Annotated in this window: 22 protein-coding genes; 10 read left to right on the top strand and 12 right to left on the bottom strand. The window is 70.5% G+C overall.

Annotation, left to right across the window (positions count from 1 at the left end):
• Positions 1–60: 60 nt before the first annotated feature.
• Positions 61–1500: a sensor histidine kinase gene (locus tag OIC96_RS39270; RefSeq protein ID WP_330310024.1), complete on the bottom strand. Its 1440-nt coding sequence runs from the start codon at positions 1498–1500 to the stop codon at positions 61–63.
• Between the two features lie 101 nt (positions 1501–1601).
• Complete coding sequence (locus tag OIC96_RS39265) at positions 1602–2354, bottom strand: response regulator transcription factor (protein ID WP_330303261.1); 753 nt, start codon at positions 2352–2354, stop codon at positions 1602–1604.
• Between the two features lie 172 nt (positions 2355–2526).
• On the opposite strand from OIC96_RS39265, the gene OIC96_RS39260 reads away from it, so the two are divergent.
• From OIC96_RS39260 to OIC96_RS39240, 5 genes are all read left to right on the top strand, one after another.
• A complete protein-coding gene (locus OIC96_RS39260) occupies positions 2527–3888 on the top strand; it encodes a ferredoxin reductase family protein (RefSeq protein WP_330303262.1) in 1362 nt (453 codons plus the stop codon).
• A 7-nt stretch (positions 3889–3895) separates the two neighbouring features.
• Positions 3896–4402 carry an FMN-binding protein gene (locus OIC96_RS39255; RefSeq protein WP_330303263.1) on the top strand — a complete coding sequence of 169 codons (507 nt, stop codon included), beginning with the start codon at positions 3896–3898 and terminating at the stop codon, positions 4400–4402.
• 125 nt (positions 4403–4527) lie between these two features.
• Positions 4528–5865: a ferredoxin reductase family protein gene (locus tag OIC96_RS39250; protein WP_330310025.1), complete on the top strand. Its 1338-nt coding sequence runs from the start codon at positions 4528–4530 to the stop codon at positions 5863–5865.
• A 19-nt stretch (positions 5866–5884) separates the two neighbouring features.
• Positions 5885–6715 carry an FMN-binding protein gene (locus tag OIC96_RS39245; RefSeq protein ID WP_330303264.1) on the top strand — a complete coding sequence of 277 codons (831 nt, stop codon included), beginning with the start codon at positions 5885–5887 and terminating at the stop codon, positions 6713–6715.
• Positions 6708–7496: an FAD:protein FMN transferase gene (locus OIC96_RS39240; RefSeq protein WP_330303265.1), complete on the top strand. Its 789-nt coding sequence runs from the start codon at positions 6708–6710 to the stop codon at positions 7494–7496. The genes OIC96_RS39245 and OIC96_RS39240 overlap by 8 nt, the downstream gene beginning before the upstream one ends.
• Positions 7497–7590: 94 nt before the next feature.
• Here OIC96_RS39240 and OIC96_RS39235 read toward each other — a convergent pair whose 3' ends face one another.
• From OIC96_RS39235 to OIC96_RS39205, 7 genes are all read right to left on the bottom strand, one after another.
• The gene (locus OIC96_RS39235) at positions 7591–8127 is read right to left on the bottom strand and encodes an arginine repressor (protein WP_327427364.1); all 537 of its coding nucleotides are present in this window, start codon (positions 8125–8127) and stop codon (positions 7591–7593) included.
• A gap of 23 nt (positions 8128–8150) precedes the next feature.
• On the bottom strand, positions 8151–9368 hold the full coding sequence (locus OIC96_RS39230; protein WP_330303266.1) for an acetylornithine transaminase: 1218 nt from the start codon (positions 9366–9368) through the stop codon (positions 8151–8153).
• Positions 9365–10306, bottom strand: coding sequence for an acetylglutamate kinase (gene argB, locus OIC96_RS39225; protein WP_330303267.1), 942 nt, complete (start codon positions 10304–10306; stop codon positions 9365–9367). The genes OIC96_RS39230 and argB overlap by 4 nt, the downstream gene beginning before the upstream one ends.
• Entirely contained in the window at positions 10303–11472 is a 1170-nt protein-coding gene (argJ, locus tag OIC96_RS39220; protein WP_330303268.1) for a bifunctional glutamate N-acetyltransferase/amino-acid acetyltransferase ArgJ, read from the bottom strand. The genes argB and argJ overlap by 4 nt, the downstream gene beginning before the upstream one ends.
• Entirely contained in the window at positions 11469–12497 is a 1029-nt protein-coding gene (argC, locus tag OIC96_RS39215) for an N-acetyl-gamma-glutamyl-phosphate reductase (protein ID WP_330303269.1), read from the bottom strand. The genes argJ and argC overlap by 4 nt, the downstream gene beginning before the upstream one ends.
• Positions 12498–12613: 116 nt before the next feature.
• Positions 12614–13255 (bottom strand): class I SAM-dependent methyltransferase, encoded by a 642-nt coding sequence (locus tag OIC96_RS39210; RefSeq protein WP_330303270.1) that lies wholly within the window; start codon positions 13253–13255, stop codon positions 12614–12616.
• Positions 13256–13374: 119 nt separating this feature from the next.
• Entirely contained in the window at positions 13375–13767 is a 393-nt protein-coding gene (locus OIC96_RS39205) for a DUF5997 family protein (protein WP_330303271.1), read from the bottom strand.
• Positions 13768–13942: 175 nt separating this feature from the next.
• Between OIC96_RS39205 and OIC96_RS39200 the strand changes: the two genes are divergently transcribed.
• Complete coding sequence (locus tag OIC96_RS39200) at positions 13943–14743, top strand: LysR family transcriptional regulator substrate-binding protein (RefSeq protein WP_330303272.1); 801 nt, start codon at positions 13943–13945, stop codon at positions 14741–14743.
• Positions 14744–14797: 54 nt separating this feature from the next.
• Here the strand turns inward: OIC96_RS39200 and OIC96_RS39195 are convergent, their stop codons facing one another.
• A complete protein-coding gene (locus OIC96_RS39195; protein WP_330303273.1) occupies positions 14798–15397 on the bottom strand; it encodes an ABATE domain-containing protein in 600 nt (199 codons plus the stop codon).
• A 113-nt stretch (positions 15398–15510) separates the two neighbouring features.
• On the opposite strand from OIC96_RS39195, the gene OIC96_RS39190 reads away from it, so the two are divergent.
• The 3 genes from OIC96_RS39190 (at position 15511) to OIC96_RS39180 (ending at position 17709) form a co-directional block, all read left to right on the top strand.
• The gene (locus OIC96_RS39190; protein ID WP_330303274.1) at positions 15511–16743 is read left to right on the top strand and encodes a cysteine desulfurase; all 1233 of its coding nucleotides are present in this window, start codon (positions 15511–15513) and stop codon (positions 16741–16743) included.
• An 85-nt stretch (positions 16744–16828) separates the two neighbouring features.
• Entirely contained in the window at positions 16829–17248 is a 420-nt protein-coding gene (locus OIC96_RS39185) for a MerR family transcriptional regulator (RefSeq protein WP_330303275.1), read from the top strand.
• 26 nt (positions 17249–17274) lie between these two features.
• Positions 17275–17709 (top strand): carboxymuconolactone decarboxylase family protein, encoded by a 435-nt coding sequence (locus OIC96_RS39180; protein WP_330310026.1) that lies wholly within the window; start codon positions 17275–17277, stop codon positions 17707–17709.
• Here OIC96_RS39180 and OIC96_RS39175 read toward each other — a convergent pair.
• Complete coding sequence (locus OIC96_RS39175; RefSeq protein ID WP_330303276.1) at positions 17696–20179, bottom strand: alpha-L-arabinofuranosidase C-terminal domain-containing protein; 2484 nt, start codon at positions 20177–20179, stop codon at positions 17696–17698. The genes OIC96_RS39180 and OIC96_RS39175 overlap by 14 nt on opposite strands.
• Before the next feature lie 141 nt (positions 20180–20320).
• On the opposite strand from OIC96_RS39175, the gene OIC96_RS39170 reads away from it, so the two are divergent.
• Positions 20321–20797, top strand: a complete 477-nt coding sequence (locus OIC96_RS39170) for a DUF6314 family protein (protein ID WP_330303277.1) — start codon at positions 20321–20323, stop codon at positions 20795–20797.
• 6 nt (positions 20798–20803) lie between these two features.
• On the opposite strand, the gene OIC96_RS39165 is transcribed toward OIC96_RS39170, so the two are convergent.
• Positions 20804–21388: a histidine phosphatase family protein gene (locus tag OIC96_RS39165; protein WP_330303278.1), complete on the bottom strand. Its 585-nt coding sequence runs from the start codon at positions 21386–21388 to the stop codon at positions 20804–20806.
• Positions 21389–21399 lie beyond the last annotated feature (11 nt).

Here is a 21399-nt window from a genome sequence, read left to right as displayed (position 1 = left end):
CGGTTCAGCAGAGGCTTGCTCGGGCTTCGGCAGGGGCTGCTCCTCGCTTTTCGGCATGGCCTACTCGGTTACGGCGACGGGCAGCCGGACCGTGAAGGCCGTGGCTCCTGGCCGGCTCTCCAGCGTAACGGTGCCGCCGTGCGCCTCCACCACCGCCGCCACGATCGACAGGCCCAGCCCCGCGCCACCGCCCGCGCCCCCGGTGCGGCGGCGATCGGCTCGGGTGAAGCGTTCGAAGACGCCGGGCTGGACGTCCTCCGGGACTCCCGGGCCGTCGTCGTGGACCGTCAGGACGGCCGTCGTGTCGTCGACCTCCAGTGACACCGTGACCTTGGTGTCAACGGGTGTGTGCAAACGTGCGTTGGCCAACAGGTTGGCCAACACCTGTTGGAGTCGGTGTGCGTCGCCCGTCACCGTGACCGGCTCCTCCGCGAGCTCCAGGGTCCAGCGGCGGTCGGGGCCGGCGGCCCGTGCGTCGGTGACCGAGTCGAGGACGAGGTGGGTGAGGTCCACGGGAAGCTGTTCGAGGGGGCGGCCCGCGTCGAGGCGGGCGAGCAGCAGCAGGTCGTCGACCATCTCGCCCATGCGGGCCGACTCGGCGGCGATGCGTTCCAGGGCACGGGTCACCTTGGGGGGCACCGGGCCCGGGTGCAGCAGGGCCAGTTCCGCGTGGCCGCGGACCGAGGCGACCGGGGTGCGCAGCTCATGGCTGGCGTCGGCGGCGAAGCTGCGCAGCCGTTCCTCGCTCGCGTGCCGCTTGGTCAGCGCGTCCTCGACATGGCCGAGCATGCGGTTGAAGGCACCGGCGACACGGCCCACCTCGCTGCGCGGGTCGGACTCGGGCGCGCGCGGCGGCAACGCCACCTCACCACTGGCGAGCGGGAGTTCACTGACCCGGGTGGCGGTAGCGGCGACACGGCTCAGCGGGCGCAGCGACCAGCGCACCCAGAAGGCTCCGGCTACACCGGCGATCGCCAGGGCCGCGCCGAACACGCAGGAGGCGACCAGTTCGAGACGGTGCACCGCGGCCTGGACCGGTTCCATCGGCAACCCGGTGATCAGGACGTCGCCGTCCAGTCCCTTCGTCGCCAGCACCCGGTAGTCGCCCAGGCCCGAGACGCAGATGGTGTGGGCGCGGCCGTCGGCCGGAACGCCGGCCAGGGCCTTCTTGTCGCCGGCGGTCAGGGGCACGTTCTGATCGCCGGCAACCGCGCCGGAGGGGACCACCGCGGCGTTGGTCACCTCGCCGCCCACCAGCCGGGCGCCGAAGGTGCCCGGGCTCTGCTTGCGGGTGTCGCCGTGTTCGTCGCCGTCGTGGTCCGACTTCGGCGTGCCGGACGGGTGCTCCAGGCTCGCGGGGTACCGCGCTCCCACGTCGTACAGCTGCTGGTCGAGGCGCCCGGTGAGGAAGCCGTTCAGTTCGTACACGGCGGCCACCCCGACGGCGGCGCAGCTGACGGCGAGCAGCACCACGAGCCCGGCGGTGAGCCGGGCCCGCATCGTGCGCGGGCGCGGCAGCCCGCGCAGGCCCGCTCCCAGCCACGGCGATCGCCGCCTCACCCACGCCCACGGCCGCGTCACCCACGCCCACCGCCGCGGTGTCATCGTCCCGCCACCGGCTTGATCACATAGCCGGCGCCCCGCACCGTGTGGATCATGGGTTCGCGCCCCGCGTCCACCTTCTTGCGCAGGTACGAGATGTAGAGCTCGACTACATGGGCCTGGCCGCCGAAGTCGTACGACCACACACGGTCGAGGATCTGCGCCTTGCTGAGGACGCGACGCGGATTGCGCATCAGGAAGCGCAGGAGTTCGAACTCGGTCGGCGACAGCTCGATCAGCTCGCCGCCGCGGGTCACCTCGCGGGCCTCCTCGTCCATGACCAGGTCGCCGACGGTGAGCCGGGGCCCCTCGTCCAGCTGCCGGGCCATGCCCGCGCGGCGCAGCAGTCCGCGCAGCCGGGCGACGACCTCCTCCAGGCTGAACGGCTTGGTGACGTAGTCGTCGCCGCCCGCGGTGATGCCGGCGATCCGGTCCTCGACGGCATCCCGCGCGGTGAGGAAGAGGACGCAGACGTCGGGCTTCACGGTGTGCAGTTGGCGCAGCACGGCGAAACCGTCGGTGTCCGGGAGCATCACGTCGAGGACGACGGCGTCGGGCAGCAGTTCCCGGGCCTCGGTGACGGCCGAGGCCCCGTCGCCCGCCGTGCGCACCTCCCAGCCCTCATAGCGCAGGGCCCCGGAGAGCACCTCGGCGAGATCCGGGTCGTCGTCGACGACGAGGACGCGTACAGGGGTGCCGTCGGGCCGGGTGAGCGCGAGCCGGCCGTTGCCTCGGGAGCGGGGAGTGTTCATGTCCTCTCCAGGATCACCCCTCGGCGAGGTCGCGCCGCCCCCTCCCGCCTCTGAGTTTTCTCTGAGTCCTCGGTGAGCGGTCCGCCGTGGGGCGGCGTCGCGCATCCGTTCAGAGCGTCCTCAGAAGTTCCGGACGCACAGTTTCCTCCCGGACATCCGGAAGGACGGACATATGACCACGACGTACGAGCGGGCGGCCCTCCCGCGCCCTGCACGAGGGCGCCGACGCCCCCGGCCCTCCCCCGCCGGGCCGCTGCTGGCCCTGCTGTGGGCCGGCGCCGCCGCGGTCGTCGCCCTGTGGTGGTACGACACCCGGTCGGTGGTGGGCCTCGGCGGCTGGCTGACGGACGCCGGGAGGATCTGCGGGCTGCTGTGCGGCTACAGCTGCGCGATCCTGGTGGCGCTGATGGCCCGGGTCCCGCTCCTGGAGCGGCGCATCGGCTCCGACCGGGTGGCCCGCTGGCACGCCATGGCGGGCCGGTACACGGTCTGCCTGCTCGTCGCGCACGTCACGCTGATCCTCTTCGGGTACGCCGCCCAGGACGGGTCGGGCATCGTGGACGAGACGCTGAGCGTGGTGTTCGACTACCCGGACATGCTCAAGGCCACGATCGGCACGCTCATCCTCTTCGCCGTCGGGATCACTTCGGCGCGCGTGGCCCGCCGCCGGATCAGCCACGAGTTCTGGTACTACGTGCACCTGCTCACCTACGTGGCCGTGTTCCTCGCCTTCTTCCACCAGCTCGCGCTCGGCTCCGACTTCGTCGGCAGCGCCGCCGCCCGGGCCGCCTGGTACGTGCTCTATCTGGGCACGGCCGCGCTGGTGGTGTGGTTCCGGCTGCTCGCGCCGGTGCGGCTGAACCTGCGGCACAAGCTGCGCGTCGAGTCCGTGTACCGCGAGGCGCCGGGCGTCTTCTCCATCGTCGTACGCGGGGAGCGGCTGGACGAACTGAAGGCCCAGGCCGGGCAGTTCTTCCGCTGGCGGTTCCTCGCCGAGGGGATGCGGTGGACCTCCACGCCGTACTCGCTGTCGGCGCCGCCGCGCCCCGATCTGATGCGGATCACCGTGAAGGCACTCGGCGACCACAGCGCCGCCGTGGGGCTGCTGCGGCCCGGCACCCGGGTGTGGGCGGAGGGCCCGTACGGCGCGCTGACCGCCGAGCGGAGCACCGCGCCCAAGGCGCTGCTGATCGCGGGCGGCGTCGGCATCACCCCGCTGCGCGCCCTGTTCGAGGAGCTGCCCGGCGACCTCACGCTGCTCTACCGGGCGCGGACGGCCGAAGACCTCGCGCTGGGCGCCGAGCTGGAGGCCATCGCGAAGTGGCGCGGGGCGCGCGTCCTGTACGCGGTCAACGGCGCCGACGGAACGCGTCCGCGGTTCACCGCCGAATCCCTGCGCGAGGCCGTGCCGGACATCGCCGGGCACGACATCTACCTCTGCGGCCCGCCCGCGATGGCGCGGGACCTGTACGAGGCGCTGCGCGCCGCGGGGGTCCCCGACCGCCGTATCCACCACGAGTCGTTCGAGCTGTGAGGCCGCCTTGCACGCCCTGAAGAAGAACCGTCCGCTGCGGCGAGTGACGCTGGCCGCCGCGACCACCGTCACCGGTGTCGTCCTGTTGCTGTCGCTGAAGCCGCACACGCCGCCGACCGTGGTCCAGGCGTCCTCGTCGTCGGGCCAGTCCTCGTCCTCCGGAAGCTCATCAGGAAGCACATCCGGAAGCTCCCCGAGCGGCTCCCCCAGCAGCTCCGGAACCACGAAGAGCACGGGTACCAAGACGGTCACCGGCGACACCGTCCAGACCCGTTGGGGCCCCGTCCAGGTGCGCGTGACGGTGAAGAACGGCAGGATCACCGATGTCACGGCGGTCGCCTACCCGACCGACAACCCGAAGGACCAGGAGATCAACAGCTACGCGATTCCGCAGCTCAGGCGGGAGGCGCTGGCGGCCCAGAGCGCGCAGATCGACTCCGTCTCGGGGGCCACGTACACCAGCGACGGGTACAAGCAGTCCCTCCAGTCGGCACTGGACTCTGCGGGCCTCTGAACGCACGGCCGTCGGGGACCGTATCTCTGGGCCAGGGGGCCACTCCCCTCGCCCCGTCCCCACGGACGACACACGGAGGAACCGTGTCCACGATCGCCGGTGGTCGCGCCGCGCGGCGCCAGACCATGCGCCGTATTCGCCCACGCCGCTCGCCCGCCGTCCCGTTGTTGCTCGCCGTCTGGGCGGGCGCGGCCGGGGTCATCTGGCTGTGGTGGAACAACACCCCGTCCATCGCGGACGACAACAGCAAGATCCTCAACGCGGGCCGGATCACCGGGCTGCTCGCCGGTTATCTGATGGCGCTCGTGGTGCTGCAGATGGCCCGGGTGCCCGCCCTGGAACGCCGGGTGGGCTCCGACCGGGTCGCCCGCTGGCACGCCATGAGCGGCCGGTACACGATCTGTCTGGTCCTGGCCCATCTCTTCCTGACCATGTGGGGCTACGCCCTGCAGTCCGGCAAGGGGCTCGGCGGGATCGTCCAGCAGACCATCGACTCGGTCAACCAGCTGCCCGACATGGGCAAGGCCGCGATCGGCACGGGTCTGCTGGTGCTCATCGGGTTCATCTCCATCGGCGGTGTCCGCCGGCTGATCCCGTACGACACCTGGTACCACGTCCACCTGCTGACGTACGCCGCCGTGTTCCTGACGTTCTGGCACCAGCTGTCCACCGGCAACGACTTCGCCGTCGAGCCCACCGCGAAGACGGTCTGGTACGGGCTGTACGGGTCGGTGACCGCGCTCGTCGTCTGGTACCGGATCCTCTCGCCGATCCGGCTCAACCTGAAGCACCGGATGCGGGTCGAGGCGGTGATCGAGGAGACGCCCGGGATCGTGTCGGTGCTGATCAGCGGGCGGAAGCTGCACCGGATGGGCGCCGAGGCCGGGCAGTTCTTCCGTTGGCGCTTCCTGGCGCCGGGCATGCGGCTGAGCTCGCACCCGTACTCGCTGTCGGCGGCGCCCCGCCCCACCATGCTGCGTATCACTGTGAAGGCGATCGGCGACCACAGTTCCGCGCTGCGTGACCTGGAGCCGGGCACCCGGGTCTGGGCCGAGGGCCCCTACGGGGCGCTGACGGCGGGCAAGCGCAGCCGCGGCAAGGTGCTGCTGGTGGCGGGCGGCGTCGGGATCACGCCGATGCGGGCGCTGTTCGAGACGCTGCCCGGCGCGTCCGGCGACCTGACGCTGCTGTACCGGGCCAACAGCACCCAGGACCTGGCGCTGTGGGACGAGCTCGCCGTCATCTCCAAGGAGCGCGGGGCCCGGCTGATGTACGCGGTCAACAGCCCCGGCGGGGAGCGCCCGGACATCTCGGCGGAAACGTTGCGCCGCAAGCTGCCGGACATCGACCGCCACGACGTCTTCATGTGCGGGCCGCCCGGCTTCGCCCAAGAGGTGTACGAAGCACTGCGCGGCGCGGGGGTCCCCGCCCGCCGCATCCATCACGAGTCGTTCGAGATGTGAGCGACGGGAGTCAGGAGCGATGAAGAAGAGCCACCCCATTCGGCGCGTCGTGCTCGCCACCGCCGCCACCGTGTCCGGGATCGTCCTGCTGCTGTCGCTGAAGCCCGCGTCCGATCCGGCCGCCGCGTCGGCGCAGGGCGGAACGGCGCCCCAGCAGACGGCGGCCGGGCAGGAGTCGCCCCAGGGCGGCAACGCGTCACAGACGGGCTCGCAGACCGTCACCGGAAGCGTCACCCAGACCCAGTACGGGCCCGTCCAGGTACGGCTCACCATGAGCGGCGGCAAGATCACCAAAGCGGAGGCCGTCCAGGCGCCCGCGGGCGGCACCAGCGACCAGAAGACCGCCCTGGCCATCCCCAAACTCAACGAGGAGGCCGTCGCCGCACAGAGCGCGGACATCGACGCGGTCTCGGGGGCGACCTACACCAGCGGCGGCTACAAGCAGTCCCTCCAGTCGGCCCTGGACAAGGCCAAGACCGCGGGCAGCGGTACGTCGGGATCCTCGGGGTCGGCCGCCGGGTCCTCGGGCTCGTCCTCGTCGCCCCAGGCACCGGCCACCCAGGCCCCCGCCACGCAGGCCCGCATCATCACCGGAAGCGTCGCCCAGACCCAGTACGGGCCGGTCCAGGTCCGCATCACCCTGAGCGGCGACAAGATCACCAAGGCCGAGGCGGTCCAGGCACCCAGCGGCGGCACCAGCAGCCAGAAGACGGCGCTGGCCGTACCCAAGCTCAACCAGGAAGCCGTCGCGGCCGGGAGCGCCGACATCGACGCCGTCTCCGGCGCCACCTACACCAGCGGCGGCTACAAGCAGTCCCTCCAGTCGGCCCTGGACAAGGCCGGTGGCTGAGTCCGCGGAGGCGCCGCCCGCGCTGCGCCACGCCGAGGAGGTCATGGGCACGGTCTTCTCCTTCGACGTACGGGGAGGAGAACCGGGCCCTGTCCAGGCGGCGTTGGAGGAGGCGATCGCCCAACTCCACCGCGTGGACGAGGTGTTCAGCACCTACCGCGAGGACAGCCAGATCTCGCGGCTGGCGCGCGGTGAACTGAGCGTCGAGCAGTGCGATCCCGAGGTCGCCGAGGTGCTCGGTCTGGGCGCGGAGGCCGAGCGGCTGAGCGAGGGCTGGTTCAGCACGAGGTACGAGGGACGGCTCGACCCGACGGGGATCGTGAAGGGCTGGGCGACGGAGCGCGCGGCCCGGCACCTCGCCGCCGCCGGGGCGAGCGGAGTGAGCGTCAACGGCGGCGGCGACGTCCAGCTGTACGGCGTGCCCGGATCGCACCGGCCCTGGCGGGTCGGCATCTCGGACCCGCTCCGCCCGGGCTCACTCGCGGCCGTGGTCTCCGCGGCCGGCGTCGACGAACTGGCCGTGGCCACCTCCGGCACAGTCGAGCGCGGCGCCCACATCGTCGACCCGAGCACCGGCAAGTCCGCGGTCACCGACCTGGTGGCGGTGACCGTGGTGGGCCCCCACCTGACCTGGGTGGACTCCTGGGCAACAGCGGCTTTCGCGATGGGCTCCCGCCAGGCCTTGGACTGGCTGGAGTCGCTCCCGGACATCGAGGCCCTGCTGATCACGGCGGGAGATGAGGTCAGGTGCACCGGGGGCTTGGCTCAACGCCTGGGGTGAGTGTCATCTTTTAGGGGCGCGGGGCTGTGTCGCCTATGCGGCTCCGCCGCGTGGGCGCGACCAGCCCCCACCGCCCCGCACCCGACCGACAACCTCAATGGTTGTTCTGAGCCAACCGCAACAAGTGATCGGCCAAAGCCTGACCTCCCGTGGGATTCCGACTGATCAACAGCAACGTGTCATCCCCGGCAATGGTGCCAAGAATGTCCTGCAGCTCAGCCTGATCAATAGCCGAGGCCAAGAACTGCGCAGCGCCCGGAGGCGTACGCAAGACCACGAGATTCGCAGAAGCCTCCGCGGAGATCAGCAGCTCCGCGGACAGCCGCCGCATCCGCTCCTCCTTCGCCGACTCCCCCAGCGGAGCGCGCGGCGTACGGAACCCGCCCTCGCTCGGCACCGCGTAGATCAGGTCGCCGTCGTTGTTGCGGATCTTCACCGCGTTCAGCTCGTCCAGGTCCCGGGAGAGCGTCGCCTGGGTGACGCTCAGCCCGTCGTCGGCGAGAAGCTTCGCCAACTGGCTCTGCGAGCGCACCGGTTGCCGGTTGAGGATGTCCACGATCCGGCGGTGGCGTGCGGTGCGGGTCTGCGGCACGGCAGGCCCTGCGTGCTCGTGATCCTGCGCCTGACTCATCGTCGTCGTCCCATTTCCCGAGATCATCCGTCCCCGTTGGCTGCGTCGAGGATGCCGGGAAGGGCCTGGAGGAACGCGTCCACCTCGTCGTCGCCGATGTTCAGCGGCGGCATCAGCCGTACGACATCGGGGGCGGGCGCGTTCACCAGGAAACCGGCGTCCTGAGCCGCCTGCTGCACCTGGGGCGCGAGCGGCTCGGTGAGCACGATACCCAGGAGCAGTCCCGCACCCCGGACATGGTCGACCAGAGGGTGGCCGGAACTGCCGCAGGCGCTCTCGATTCCGTCCCGCAGCTTCTCGCCCGAGCGCTTCACGTTCTCCAGGAGTCCCTCGGACTCGATCGTGTCGAGCACGGCGAGTCCGGCGGCGCAGACGACCGGGTTGCCGCCGAAGGTCGTGCCGTGGTGTCCGGGCTTCAGCAGCCCGGCGGCCCGGCCGAAGGCGACGGTGGCGCCGAGCGGCAGTCCGCCGCCGAGGCCCTTGGCGAGCGTGACGATGTCGGGCAGGACGCCCTCGTGGGCCTGGTACTCGAACCAGTGTCCGGTCCGGCCGATTCCGGTCTGCACCTCGTCGAGAACCAGCAGCGATCCGGTGGCGGCGGTGATGGCACGAGCCGCCTTCAGATATCCGGCGGGCGGGACCACGACCCCGTTCTCACCCTGGATCGGCTCGATGATGACGAGGGCCGTCTCCTCGGTGACCGCGGCGGCCAGCGCCTGCGCGTCGCCGTTCGGGACATGCGTGACGTCGCCGGGCAGCGGCAGGAACGGCTCCTGCTTGGCGGGCTGGCCGGTGAGCGCGAGGGCGCCCATGGTCCGGCCGTGGAAGCCACCGGTGGTGGCGACCATGTGCGTCCGGCCGGTGAGCCGGCCGATCTTGAAAGCGCCCTCGTTGGCCTCGGCGCCCGAGTTGCAGAAGTACACCCGGCCCTCGCGCCCGAAGAGCCGGAGCAGCCGTTCGGCGAGCGTGACGGGCGGCTCGGCGATGAAGAGGTTGGAGACATGGCCGAGGGAGGCGATCTGCTTGCTCACGGCCTCGACGATCGCGGGGTGGGCGTGCCCGAGTGCGTTGACCGCGATCCCGCCGACGAAGTCGAGGTACTGCTTGCCGTCCGCGTCCCACAGCTTGGTGCCCTCGCCGCGGACGAGCGGCAGCCGCGGGGTGCCGTAGTTGTCCATGAGCGAGCCCTCCCACCGCTGGGTGAGCTCTTCGTTGCCGGTCACGCCCTGGTTCGCGGTCATACGGCATCCCCCTCTTCCTCGTCCGGCACGACCATCGTGCCGATCCCCTCGTCGGTGAAGATCTCCAGCAGGATCGAGTGCTGGACCCGGCCGTCGATGACGCGGGCCGTGGTGACGCCGTTGCGCACGGCGTGCAGGCAGCCCTCCATCTTCGGCACCATGCCGCTGGCCAGCTCGGGGAGCAGTTTCTCCAGCTGGGAAGCGGTGAGGCGACTGATCACCTCGTCGCTGTTGGGCCAGTCCTCGTAGAGGCCCTCGACGTCCGTGAGGACCATGAGGGTTTCGGCGCCAAGTGCCGCAGCGAGTGCCGCAGCCGCCGTATCAGCATTGACGTTGTAGACATGTCCGTCGTCCTGGGAGCGGGCGATCGAGGAGACGACCGGGATGCGGCCGTCGGAGAGCAGCGCCTCGATGGCGCCGGTGTCGATCGCGGTGATCTCGCCGACCCTGCCGATGTCGACGAGCTCGCCGTCGATCTCGGGCTGGTGCTTGGTGGCGGTGATGGTGTGCGCGTCCTCGCCGGTCATGCCGACGGCGAGCGGCCCGTGCTGGTTGAGCAGCCCGACCAGCTCGCGCTGCACCTGCCCGGCCAGGACCATGCGTACGACGTCCATGGCGTCCTCGGTGGTGACCCGCAGGCCCGCCTTGAACTCGCTGACGATGCCGTGCTTGTCGAGGGCGGCGCTGATCTGCGGGCCGCCGCCGTGCACCACGACGGGCCTGAGACCGGCCTGCCGCAGGAAGACGACGTCCTGCGCGAAGGCGGCCTTCAGCTCCTCGTTCACCATGGCGTTTCCGCCGAACTTGATGACGACGGTCTTGCCGTTGTGGCGGGTCAGCCAGGGCAGCGCCTCGATGAGGATCCGGGCCTTGGGCAGCGCGGTGTGCTTCCTGGTCGTGCTCGTCTTGTCGGTCGAGTTGTCGGTCGAATCGCTCATGAGGAGTACGCGCTGTTCTCGTGGACGTAGTCGGCGGTGAGATCGTTGGTCCAGATCGTGGCGGTCTCGCCGCCGGCGGCGAGGTCGGCAACGATGTGCACTTCGCGGTAGCGCATGTCGACGAGCTCGCGGTCCTCGCCGACACCGCCGTTCTTGCAGACCCATACGCCGTTGATGGCGACGTTGAGCTGGTCGGGCTCGAAGGCGGCCTTCGTGGTGCCGATCGCGGACAACACCCGTCCCCAGTTGGGGTCTTCACCGTGGATCGCGCACTTGAGGAGGTTGTTGCGGGCGATGGAGCGGCCCACCTCGACGGCGTCGTCCTCGGTCGCGGCGTTGATGACCTCGACCTTGATGTCCTTGCCTGCGCCCTCGGCGTCACGGATGAGCTGCTGACCGAGGTCGTCACAGACCGTACGGACGGCCTCGGCGAACTCCGCGTACTCCGGGGTGACTTCGGAGGCGCCGGAGGCGAGCAGCAGCACGGTGTCGTTGGTGGACATGCAGCCGTCGGAGTCGACGCGGTCGAAGGTGACGCGGGTGGCGGCGCGGAGCGCCTTGTCCAGCGTGTCGCTGTCCACGTCGGCGTCGGTGGTGAGCACGACCAGCATGGTGGCCAGGCCCGGGGCGAGCATGCCCGCGCCCTTGGCCATGCCGCCGACGGTCCAGCCGGGGCCCTCGTGGACCGACGTCTTGTGCACGGTGTCGGTGGTCTTGATGGCGATGGCGGCCTTCTCGCCGCCGTGCGGGCCGAGTTGGGCGACGGCCTGGTCGACGCCCGGGAGCAGCTTGTCCATCGGCAGGAGGACACCGATGAGGCCGGTCGAGCAGACGGCGACCGTGCCCGCGCCGGTCTCCCCGAACCCCGCGGCGTCGAGCGACTCCGCGACCTTCTCGGCGGTGGCGTGGGTGTCCTGGAAGCCCTTGGGACCCGTACACGCGTTGGCGCCGCCGGAGTTGAGGACGACCGCGGTCAACTGGCCGCTCTTGAGTACCTGTTCCGACCAGAGGACCGGCGCGGCCTTCACGCGGTTGGAGGTGAAGACGCCCGCGGCGGCGAGGCGGGGCCCGTTGTTGACCACGAGGGCCAGGTCCGGGTTGCCGTTCTCCTTGATCCCGGCGGCGATCCCGGCCGCCGTGAATCCCTGTGCTGCCGTGACACTCACGGTGCGACTCCGATCGTGGAAAGCCCAGTGGCCTCATCAAGGCCCAGGGCAATGTTCATGCTCTGCACGGCACCGCCCGCGGTGCCCTTGGTCAGGTTGTCGATGGCGCTGATCGCGATGATGCGGTGCGCAGCGGCGTCGTACGCGACCTGGATCTGAACGGCGTTGGAACCGTAGACGGACGCCGTGGCGGGCCACTGGCCCTCGGGCAGCAGGTGCACGAACGGCTCGTCCGCGAACGCCTTCTCGTACGCGGCCCGTACGGACTCTGCGGTGACCCCCTGCTTGGCCTTGGCGGTGCAGGTGGCCAGGATGCCGCGGGGCATCGGCGCGAGCGTGGGCGTGAAGGAGACGGTGACGGGCTCACCGGCGGCGGCGCCGAGGTTCTGGATCATCTCGGGGGTGTGCCGGTGGACGCCGCCGACGCCGTACGGGGACATGGAGCCCATGACCTCGGAGCCGAGCAGATGCGCCTTGGGCGCCTTTCCGGCACCGGACGTCCCGGAGGCGGCGACGATCACGGCCTCGTTCTCCGCCAGCCCGGCCGCGTACGCCGGGAAGAGCGCGAGCGAGACGGCCGTCGGATAGCAACCGGGCACCGCGATGCGCTTGGACCCCTCCAGCGCAGCGCGGGCACCCGGCAGTTCGGGGAGGCCGTACGGCCAGGTTCCGGCATGCGCGGAGCCGTAGAACCTCTCCCAGTCGGCCGGGTCCTTCAGCCGGAAGTCGGCGCCCATGTCGACGACGAGGACGTCCGGGCCGAGCTGTTCGGCGACGGCGGCGGACTGCCCGTGGGGCAGCGCGAGGAACACGACGTCATGCCCGGCGAGCACCTCGGGGGTCGTCTCCTGGAGGACGCGGTCCGCGAGCGGCAGCAGATGCGGCTGCAGCGCGCCCAGGCGCTGGCCCGCGTTGGAGTTGCCGGTCAGAGCGCCGATCTCGATCCCGGGGTGCACCAGGAGCAGACGCAGCAGTTCCCCGCCCGCGTACCCACTCGCTCCCGCCACTGCCGCACGTACCGCCATGGAACCCTCCTCTTGGATGGCATGACTATACGTTTCGCTGCACGTTTATGCAATCTCGGCATCGGTGGGCCGGAGGCGACGGAACGGAAGGGGTGAGAGCCAGCAGGCGAGGTCGCTCAGCCGGAGGCCGTCGGGGGTGTGGCGATTCCGACGATGAAGTTGCCCAGGGGGCGGACATCGGCCGACCAGCCGAGGGTGGCGAGATCGTCGGTGAGGGTGGTGGGGTCGTGGAAGATCTTGACGATGCGGTACTGGCTTCCGTCGTCGAGGTGGCGCAGTTCCACGGCGACCTCCTCGCGGGCGGCCTCCGCGGGGCCCTCGTCGATGAAGATCGCTCTGCCGTGCGGGGTGAGGGCGGCGGCGACGGTGTTCCAGAACTGGCCCATCCGGGACAGTGGGACGTGGGAGAGCCAGAAGGCGAAGAACACGGTGTCGTAGCGGCGTGGGGGCTGCCAGGTGAAGACGTCGGCCTGGACGAACTCGACATCGGCGGAGGCGGTCCGCGCCCGCGCGATGCCCAGGACCTCGGGCGACGAGTCGACGGCCGTCATCGAGTGTGCTCGTGCGGCCAGCCTTCCGGTCCACTGGCCCGTTCCGCAGGCGAGCTCCAGCACGTCTCCGGCGATGGGGAGCTCGTCGACCGCCGTCACCAGCTCGCGCAGGTCCTCGTGCTCGGCATAGACCCGGTCGTACTCGAAGGCACGGGCCCGGTAGTACGCGATCTGCTCCGCCACCAGAGCGTCGTCATCGGTGTCCATGACCATCGACGATAGTGGCGGCAGCGGGGCGCCGTCGGCCGCTTTCACGGATCGCGACGGACCCGCCACACCACTGGGCGAGAACCCGCCACACCGCCGCGCGAGGACGTGGGAGGCGGTCAGGAACGCTTGGCGGACCGCTCCGCGTTCTTCTCCTTGATGCGGACCGATTCCTTGCGGACGTCGGCCTGGGTGGAGCGCTCGCGCCGCAGCCAGGCGGGGTTCTCCGTCTTGAGGGCCTCGATCTGCTCGGTGGTGAGGGCCTCGGTGACCCCGCCCCGGGCGAGCCCGGCGATGGACACGCCCAGCTTGGCCGCGACCACCGGACGGGGGTGCGGGCCGTTGCGGCGCAGCTCCTGGAGCCACTCGGGCGGGTCGGCCTGCAGCGCAGTCAGCTCGGCACGCGAGACGACACCCTCCTGGAACTCGGCGGGGGTGGCCTCGAGGTACACACCCAGCTTCTTCGCCGCTGTCGCGGGCTTCATCGTCTGGGTGGTCTGGTGCGACGTCATGGTGTCAAGGGTATCGAGCATGTGAGCCACCGCCGACCATCACGTGTTCGGGAGGCGACGTCACGGGTGCGGCATCCGGTCGTGGTCACGGCGCGGCACCCGGTCAAGGTCGCGGTGCGGCACCCGGCCAAGGTCGCGGTGCGGCACCCGTGACCATGACCGGTAACCTGACGAAGTGACTGGCTCCGAAGCACCCTCCGCGTTCCGGCTCGCGTACGTCCCGGGGGTCACGCCCGCCAAGTGGGTGCGGATCTGGAACGAGCGGTTCTCCGGCATCCCGCTGACCCTCGTCGCGGTCTCCGCCGACGAGGCGTTCGGCCTGCTGCGCAGCGGTGGCGCCGACGCGGGCTTCGTACGGCTGCCGGTCGACCGGACCGACCTCAGCGCGATCCCCCTGTACACCGAGACGACGGTCGTCATGGTCCCCAAGGACCACATCGTGGCGGCGGTCGAGCAGGTCTCCACGGAGGATCTCGCCGACGACATCGTGCTGCACCCCCTGGACGACACCCTCGACTGGGAGCGCCTGCCGGGGAAGCCCGCGCTGGAGCGCCCCGCCACCACCGAGGATGCCGTCGAGCTCGTCGCGGCGGGCATCGGCGTCCTCGTCGTCCCGCAGTCCCTGGCCCGCCTCCACCACCGCAAGGACCTCACCTACCGGACGGTCACGGACGCCCCCGAGTCGCGTGTCGCACTGTCCTGGCCCGAGGAGAAGACCACCGACCAGGTGGAGGACTTCATCGGGATCGTCCGCGGCCGGACGGTCAACAGCACCCGGGGACGTTCCCAGACCCCGGCCGCCGACGGGCAGAAGGCCAAGTCCAAGGCCAAGGCCACGCCCCAGCGGTCGGACGCGGGCGGCGGCGCACGGCGCAAGTCCACGGCCGGCAAGGCGGGCGGCAAGAACCCCCGCGGCAGTGGTTCCGGTGGCCCCAAGGGCGGCGCCAAGCGCGGCAAGCCTCGCCGCCACTCGTAACCCCGCACCTCAGGTACGACACCACCGCACCTCGGATACGACGGCACCCCGCGGTTACCGCGTCTTGCGTGCCGCGTAGGCGCGTGCCGCCCGCACCCGGTTGCCGCACTTCGTCGTGCACCAGCGCCGGGCCGCGTGGGAGCGGAGGAACCAGCGCGTACAGCCGTCGGCCGCGCACGGGGCGAGCTGCGGGGATTCCGGGCCCGTGAGGAGTTCGGCCGCGTCGTCGGCGAGGAGGGAGAGGGCGGCGCCCGCCGGGTTGCCGGTGTCGGGTTCGTCGGCGCGGTGCGGGCCGTCCGCGGTCCAGGCGAGGCGGGGCGTCGCAGGGGCCGCGGCCAGCGCGGAGTTCAGGGTGTCGAGGCTCTCGCGCGGCGGTACGGAACGGGCCTCGCGTGCCTCGAAGAGCGAGCGCAGCGCCTCGCGCAGGCCGAGAAGCCGGCCGAACTGCCGGCCGTTCAGCGCCACCCGGTCCGGCAGCAGCTCATGCCGTACGAGCCAGAGGTGCGCGGCCTCGGTGTCGTCGAGCAGGTCGACCGGGCCATGGCTCAGCGCGAAACGCGTGTTGACCAGGGCCAGCGAGACATAGCGCTCCTCGCCGGGGACCCCCGGCTGATGCAGGTAGTGGGGGGCTTCGTGCTCCACGCGGTGTTCCACGCGTCTCATGCTAACGCTTGCGATTCTCCGTGAGGACGCCTAGCGTCCCTCACGGCAAAAAGTGCACCAACCCGTGAGACACCCAGCGAACAACCCGTGAGAGGTGAGCCCCCGTGGCCTTCGACGTGGACGCGCTCCGCAAGGACTTCCCGATTCTGGAGAGGACGGTGGAGAGCGGCGCCCGGCTCGTCTACCTCGACTCCGGCGCGACCACCCAGAAACCTCTCCAAGTCCTGGACGCGGAACGGGACTTCTACCTCACCCGCAACGCGGCCGTGCACCGCGGCGCGCACCAGCTGGCCGGGGAGGCCACGGAGGCGTACGAGGGCGCGCGGCACACCGTCGCGCGTCTCATCGGCGCGGAGGACGACGAGATCGTCTTCACCAAGAACACGACCGAGGGCATCAATCTGGTCGCGTACGCGCTCGGGAACGCCCGCCGCGTCGGCCCCGGCGACCGCATCGTGGTCACGGAGATGGAGCACCACGCGAACCTCGTCCCCTGGCAGCAGCTCGCCGAACGCACCGGGGCGACGCTGGACTGGTTCGGACTCACCGACGAGGGCCGCCTCGACCTCACCCGTGTCGACGAACTGCTCGACGAACGCACCAAGGTCCTCTCCCTCACCCACCAGTCGAACGTCCTCGGCACGCTCAACCCCGTGCGCCAACTCGCCGACCGCGCCCACGCGTTCGGTGCGCTCGTGGTGGTCGACGGCGCCCAGTCGGTCCCCCACCGGCCCGTCGACGTACGCGAGCTGGGGGCCGACTTCCTCGCGTTCTCCGGCCACAAGATGCTCGGCCCCAGCGGTGTCGGCGTGCTGTGGGGGCGGCGTCAACTCCTCGCGGATCTGCCGCCGTTCCTCACCGGCGGTTCGATGATCGAGGTCGTCGAGATGGACCGCACGACGTTCCTGCCGCCGCCCCAGCGCTTCGAGGCGGGCGTCCCGATGACCGCGCAGGCGGTGGGGCTGGCGGCGGCCGTGGACTATCTCCAGCGGCTGGGCATGGCCAAGGTGGCCGCGCACGAGGACCAACTCACCGCCCGCGCACTGGAGTTGCTCGGCGAGATCCCCGGCGTACGGATCGTCGGCCCCCGCGAGCTCACCGACCGCGGGTCCGCGGTGTCGTTCACGGTCGACGGCATCCACCCGCACGACGTCGGCCAGATCCTCGACGAGCGGGGCGTCGCCGTCCGCGTCGGCCACCACTGCGCCCGCCCGATCGTGCGGCGCTACGGGATCCCGGCGACCACCCGGGCATCCTTCTACGTCTACAACACCCCGGCGGAGGTCGACGCTCTGGCCGAGGGTGTTCGCGCAGCTCAGAGGTACTTCGGCGGTTGATCGTCGGCCGCCCTGAAGGCTCTTCGCGGCGTGCTCGCCGGTGAGGCTTGACCTGGAGCGCACTCCAGGTTCTACCGTTCTTGTCATGACCAGCGGACAGCCCCACCCGCACAGCCAGGAGCCGACGCTCACGATCGCCCAGGTCGTCGAGCACACCGGACTCTCGCACGACACGCTGCGGTACTACGAGAAGGCCGGCCTGATCGAACGGGTCGGCCGGACCACCGGGAACCAGCGGCGTTACGAGCTGGCCGACCTGGCCTGGCTGGAGTTCCTGATCCGGCTGCGCGAGACGGGCATGTCGATCGCGGACATGCAGCGGTTCGCGGAGCTGCGGGCACGGGGCGACGTCTCGGTCCCCGAGCGGCTCGCGTTGCTCCGGGAGCATCGCGCCGACCTCGCGGACCGGATCCGCGCCCTGCGCCGCAACGCGGCCGCCCTCGACGTCAAGATCGACCACTACGAACGGCTGCTCGACCAGCCGGGATCGGACGACCTCTCATGAGCGACGCCCTCATCGACAACGCCCCCATGGACAACGCCACCACCCGCGAGGAGCGCTTCGAGCACGGCCTGAAGATCCTTCAGCGCGTGGACGGCGAGGCCGGGCAGCGCGTGGTCGACGCGCTCTCCGACATCAACCCCGAACTGGGCCACCAGATCGTGGCCTGGGCCTTCGGCGACATCTACGACCGGCCCGGACTCGCCCCGCGCGACCGCCAGTTGGTGACACTCGGCATGCTCACGGCGCTCGGCGGCTGCGAGACCCAGCTGGAGGTGCACGTCAACGCCGCACTGAACGTGGGACTTTCGTCGGAGCAGATCGTCGAGGCGCTGCTGCACTCGGCGGTGTACTGCGGCATACCGAAGGCCATGAACGCGACCCTGGTCGCGAAGAAGGTCTTCGGCGAGCGTGGGCTGCTGCCGGTCGAGCAGCAGCCCACGGCCGGAGCTACCTCTTCTTGATCCTCAGGAACGTCACGGAGTTCGCCGGGAAGGTGTACGTGAACGTGTCGGCGACCCCCTCGAAGGTGGACTTCACCGGGGCGACCGCGGTGGCCGCCTCCGTGTTCACCGCGTCGGGCGCGGCCTGGAGCGTGGTGACGGCGGCCTTGTGTCCCACCTTCGCCCCGCCCAGGTCGATCGCGGTACGGGCGTCCGCGGACTGGGCGTTGACGACCTTGACGATGAGGTCACCGGTCTTCGCGTCCCGCGTGACGACCTGACGGAACGGCTCCGCGGGCTTGTCGTCGGTGAAGCTCCCCCACTCCTGGCCGTCCAGGTAGAGGGTGACCTGACGGCCTCGTACCTTGACGTCGATGTCGTACGCCTTGCCCGTCTCGATCGAGCCGGCCTTGGAGATCAGCGTCGACTTGCCGCCGTCCACGGCCTGTTCGACGGCGGAGGTGGTGTTGTTCCAGCCGCCGAGGTTCCACCAGTAGTAGTTGCCGGTGTCCTTGACTCCGAAGGCGACGAGGAAGCCTTCCTTGCCGGACTTCTTGGTGGCCTTCACGTGGAGGTCGTAATCGTGCCAGGCCGGGTCGCCCGCCTGGACCATGGTGTTGGTCGCGGCCTCGTCGGTCTGCACGTACTGCCCGTCCTGGAGGCTCCAGCTCCCGGTGCCCGTGTGGGTCCACTGCGAGGCGTCACCGCTGAAGTCGTCGCTGAGCAGTGTGGTCCCGTCCGCACCGGTGACCAAGACATCGTCGTACGCCGCCGTGGTCGCCCAGGTCGACAGGCCGACGGCGCCCGAGATCGGCGCGCTCAGCGACGGTGTGGTGGTGGCGCTGCTGGGCACCACCCGGTCGCCGACGTTGCTCATGAAGAGCTTCTGCACCTCGTAGTCGGCCGAGTTCCACGAGGCGTGGTTGTTGAACCAGATCATGTCCGGGCGCCACTGCACGTAGTCCTCGTTGGCGAGCAGCGGGGCGTACGAGGCGAGCTTCACGACGTCCGCGTTGCGTTCCAGGCCGGTCATGTACGCGGCTTCGGAGAGGGCGTTCTTGAAGGTGTTGCCGCCCGAGGCGTACTCGCCGAGGAAGACCTTCGGGCCGTTCCTGTCGTACGAGTCATAGCGGTCGTTGTTCTGCAGGAACCACTGCGGGCTGTTGTAGTAGTGCTCGTCGACCATGTCGACACCGGCGTCCTTGTTGAGCTTCCAGGCCGTGTCGAAGGTGGTGCCCGAGTCGTCCGGGCCGGCGTTCGAAATCACCGTGACGTCCGGGTACTTGGCCTCGATGGCGGCGCGGAACTGGGTGAAGCGCGAGAAGAACGCCTCGGGGAGGTTCTCCTCGTTGCCCACTTCGAGGTGCGTGAGGTGGAAGGGCTTGGGGTGGCCCATCTGGGCGCGCTTCTTGCCCCATTCGCTGGTCACCGGGCCGTTGGCGAACTCGATGAGATCGAGGGTGTCCTGGATGTGCCGCTTGAGCAGCGCGTCGTCGTCGGTGGCCTTGTTCTGGCCGCAGCCGGTGACGAGCGCGGGCACGACGGGCAGCGGCATCGCGCCGATGTCCTCGGCGAACTGGAAGTACTCGTAGTAGCCGAGCCCGTAACTCTGGTTGTAGCCCCAGAAGTTGGAGTTGGTGGCGCGCTGCTCGACCGGGCCGACGGTGTCCTTCCACTGGTACGAGCGCTTGCGCTGGTAGCCCGACGCCTCGTCATATCCCTGCATGCTGCCAGTGTTGACCAGGCAGCCGCCCGGGAAGCGTACGAAGCCCGGGTGGAGGGCGGCGATCTTCTCGGCGAGGTCCTTGCGCAGGCCGTGGCCCTTGTAAGTGTCCCGGGGGATCAGCGAGATCATGTCGAGCGCGACGGGGTTGCCCGCGGCGACGGTGAGGCGGCCGGTAGTGCTGGTGCGGGTCGCGGTGAACGTCGCCCGGTACTTGGCCCAGCCGCCGCGCGCGGTGACCTGACGGGCCTCGGCGAGCGTGCCCTCGGCGTCCTGGAGCGTCAGGGTCAGGGGCGACGCGGCATCGGCGCGGGCCCAGACCGAGAAGTCGTACGCCTTGCCGCTCTCGACCGAAATCCCGGTGTTGTAACCGGAGTTGGTGACGGACGAGCCGCCGTCCAGGGAGAGGTAGGTGCGGTTGCGGGCGTTGAGGCGGCCGTCGTCGCTCGCGGCCTGCGCGGTACCGGAGACGGTCCAGGAGGTCAGCGGCGTATAGGACGCGTTGTCGGCGGTGCTGTACTCGAACGACCGGTTCTGTACGAGCTCCGCGTACAGGCCGCCGTCGGCGGCGCGGTTGATGTCCTCGAAGAAGACGCCGTACATCGTGTCGTCGATCTTCGCGCCCGAGCCCTTCGGGTCGACGGTGATCGCGTAGTCGGTGACATCGGCGGCGGCGTTCGCCGGAGCGGTCCCGGGAACGACGGTGGAGGCCACCAGGAGTGCGGTGGCCGTGAGTCCGAGTCTCCAGCGGGTGCGGGTGGGTGACATGGATACTCCGCGGCTCTGTAGTTAGTGTGGAGTTGTTCGAAATATCAGACATCGATCAATACTTCGAACGGCAAGATAGGGAGGGGGCCAGAGTGCGTCAATGGGTCACGCAGCATCGGACGGGACGGAGAGCGGGACGGCATGGGCGAGTTCTGGCCAGTCGCGGACGTGCTGACATACCTAGCCGGGAGCTGGCGGGTCGAGCGTGCCGTGCGGGATCTGGCGAGTGACGCGGAGGGGCGCTTCACCGGCACGACGGTTTTCGGACCACTGGAAGATCCGCAGGAAGCGGGGCTTCTGCACCACGAATCCGGCACGTTCATCTGGCAGGGCGTCGCACGGCCCGCCGAGCGGACGCTGCGGTTCCTGCGGGGGCCGGCTGCGGGTACGGCCCTCGTCGAGTTCTCGGACGGCCGGCCCTTCCACGACCTCGACCTGAGCAGCGGGCGGCACATCGCCCACCATCCCTGCTCGGCGGACCTCTACCGGGGCGAGTTCACGGTGTACACGGAAGACCGCTGGCGCACGGTGTGGCGCGTCGGCGGGCCGGCCAAGGACCTCGTCCTGACGACCGACTACGCGCGCGTGCGCCGGCACGGGTCCGGCGACTCCTGCTGAACAGGCCTAGACGCGCTCCAGCCCGGCCTCCAGCCGGAGATTCCAGCGTCTGTTGTTCCCGGTGAGGGTGACCGTCGACAGGGGGCGCACATCGATGTTCCAGTACGTCGACGGCTGGGCCTTGAGCGCGTAGACCAGGGCGGCCCGCACCACGGACGGTTCGGCCACGGCGACGATGCGGCTGCCGTCGTCGGCGGGGCGGGTGTCGAGCCAGCCGCCGACTCGGGAGATGAAGGACATCAGGGACTCACCGCCGTGCGGCGCCGAGCGCGGATCGGCGAGCCAGGCGTCGACGGCCTCGGGTTCGCGGGCCATCGCCTCGCCCAGCGTGAAGCCGCGCCACCGGCCCATGTCGCAGTCGCGCAGCGCGAGCTGGACGAGCGGCCCGTAGCCCAGCGCGTCGCCGGTGGCCCGGCTGCGGGGCGTCGGCGAGCAGTAGCGCAGCTCGGCCGCCGCCAGCGGCACCAGCTCGGCGGCGGCGCGCTGCACTTCGTCCCAGCCGGCCTGGTCGAGAGGCCGGTCGTCCTCGAAGCGCTCGGCGAGCAGCGAGGAGCTGCGCGCGGCGGCTACGAACGTGACCCGAAGATGCATGCGGAGATCGT

This window comes from Streptomyces sp. NBC_00775, from assembly GCF_036347135.1.
Classification (GTDB): Bacteria; Actinomycetota; Actinomycetes; order Streptomycetales; family Streptomycetaceae; genus Streptomyces; species Streptomyces lutosisoli.
The sequence above is the reverse complement of the archived record's forward strand: the minus strand, read 5'-3'. Positions and strand labels throughout refer to the sequence as shown.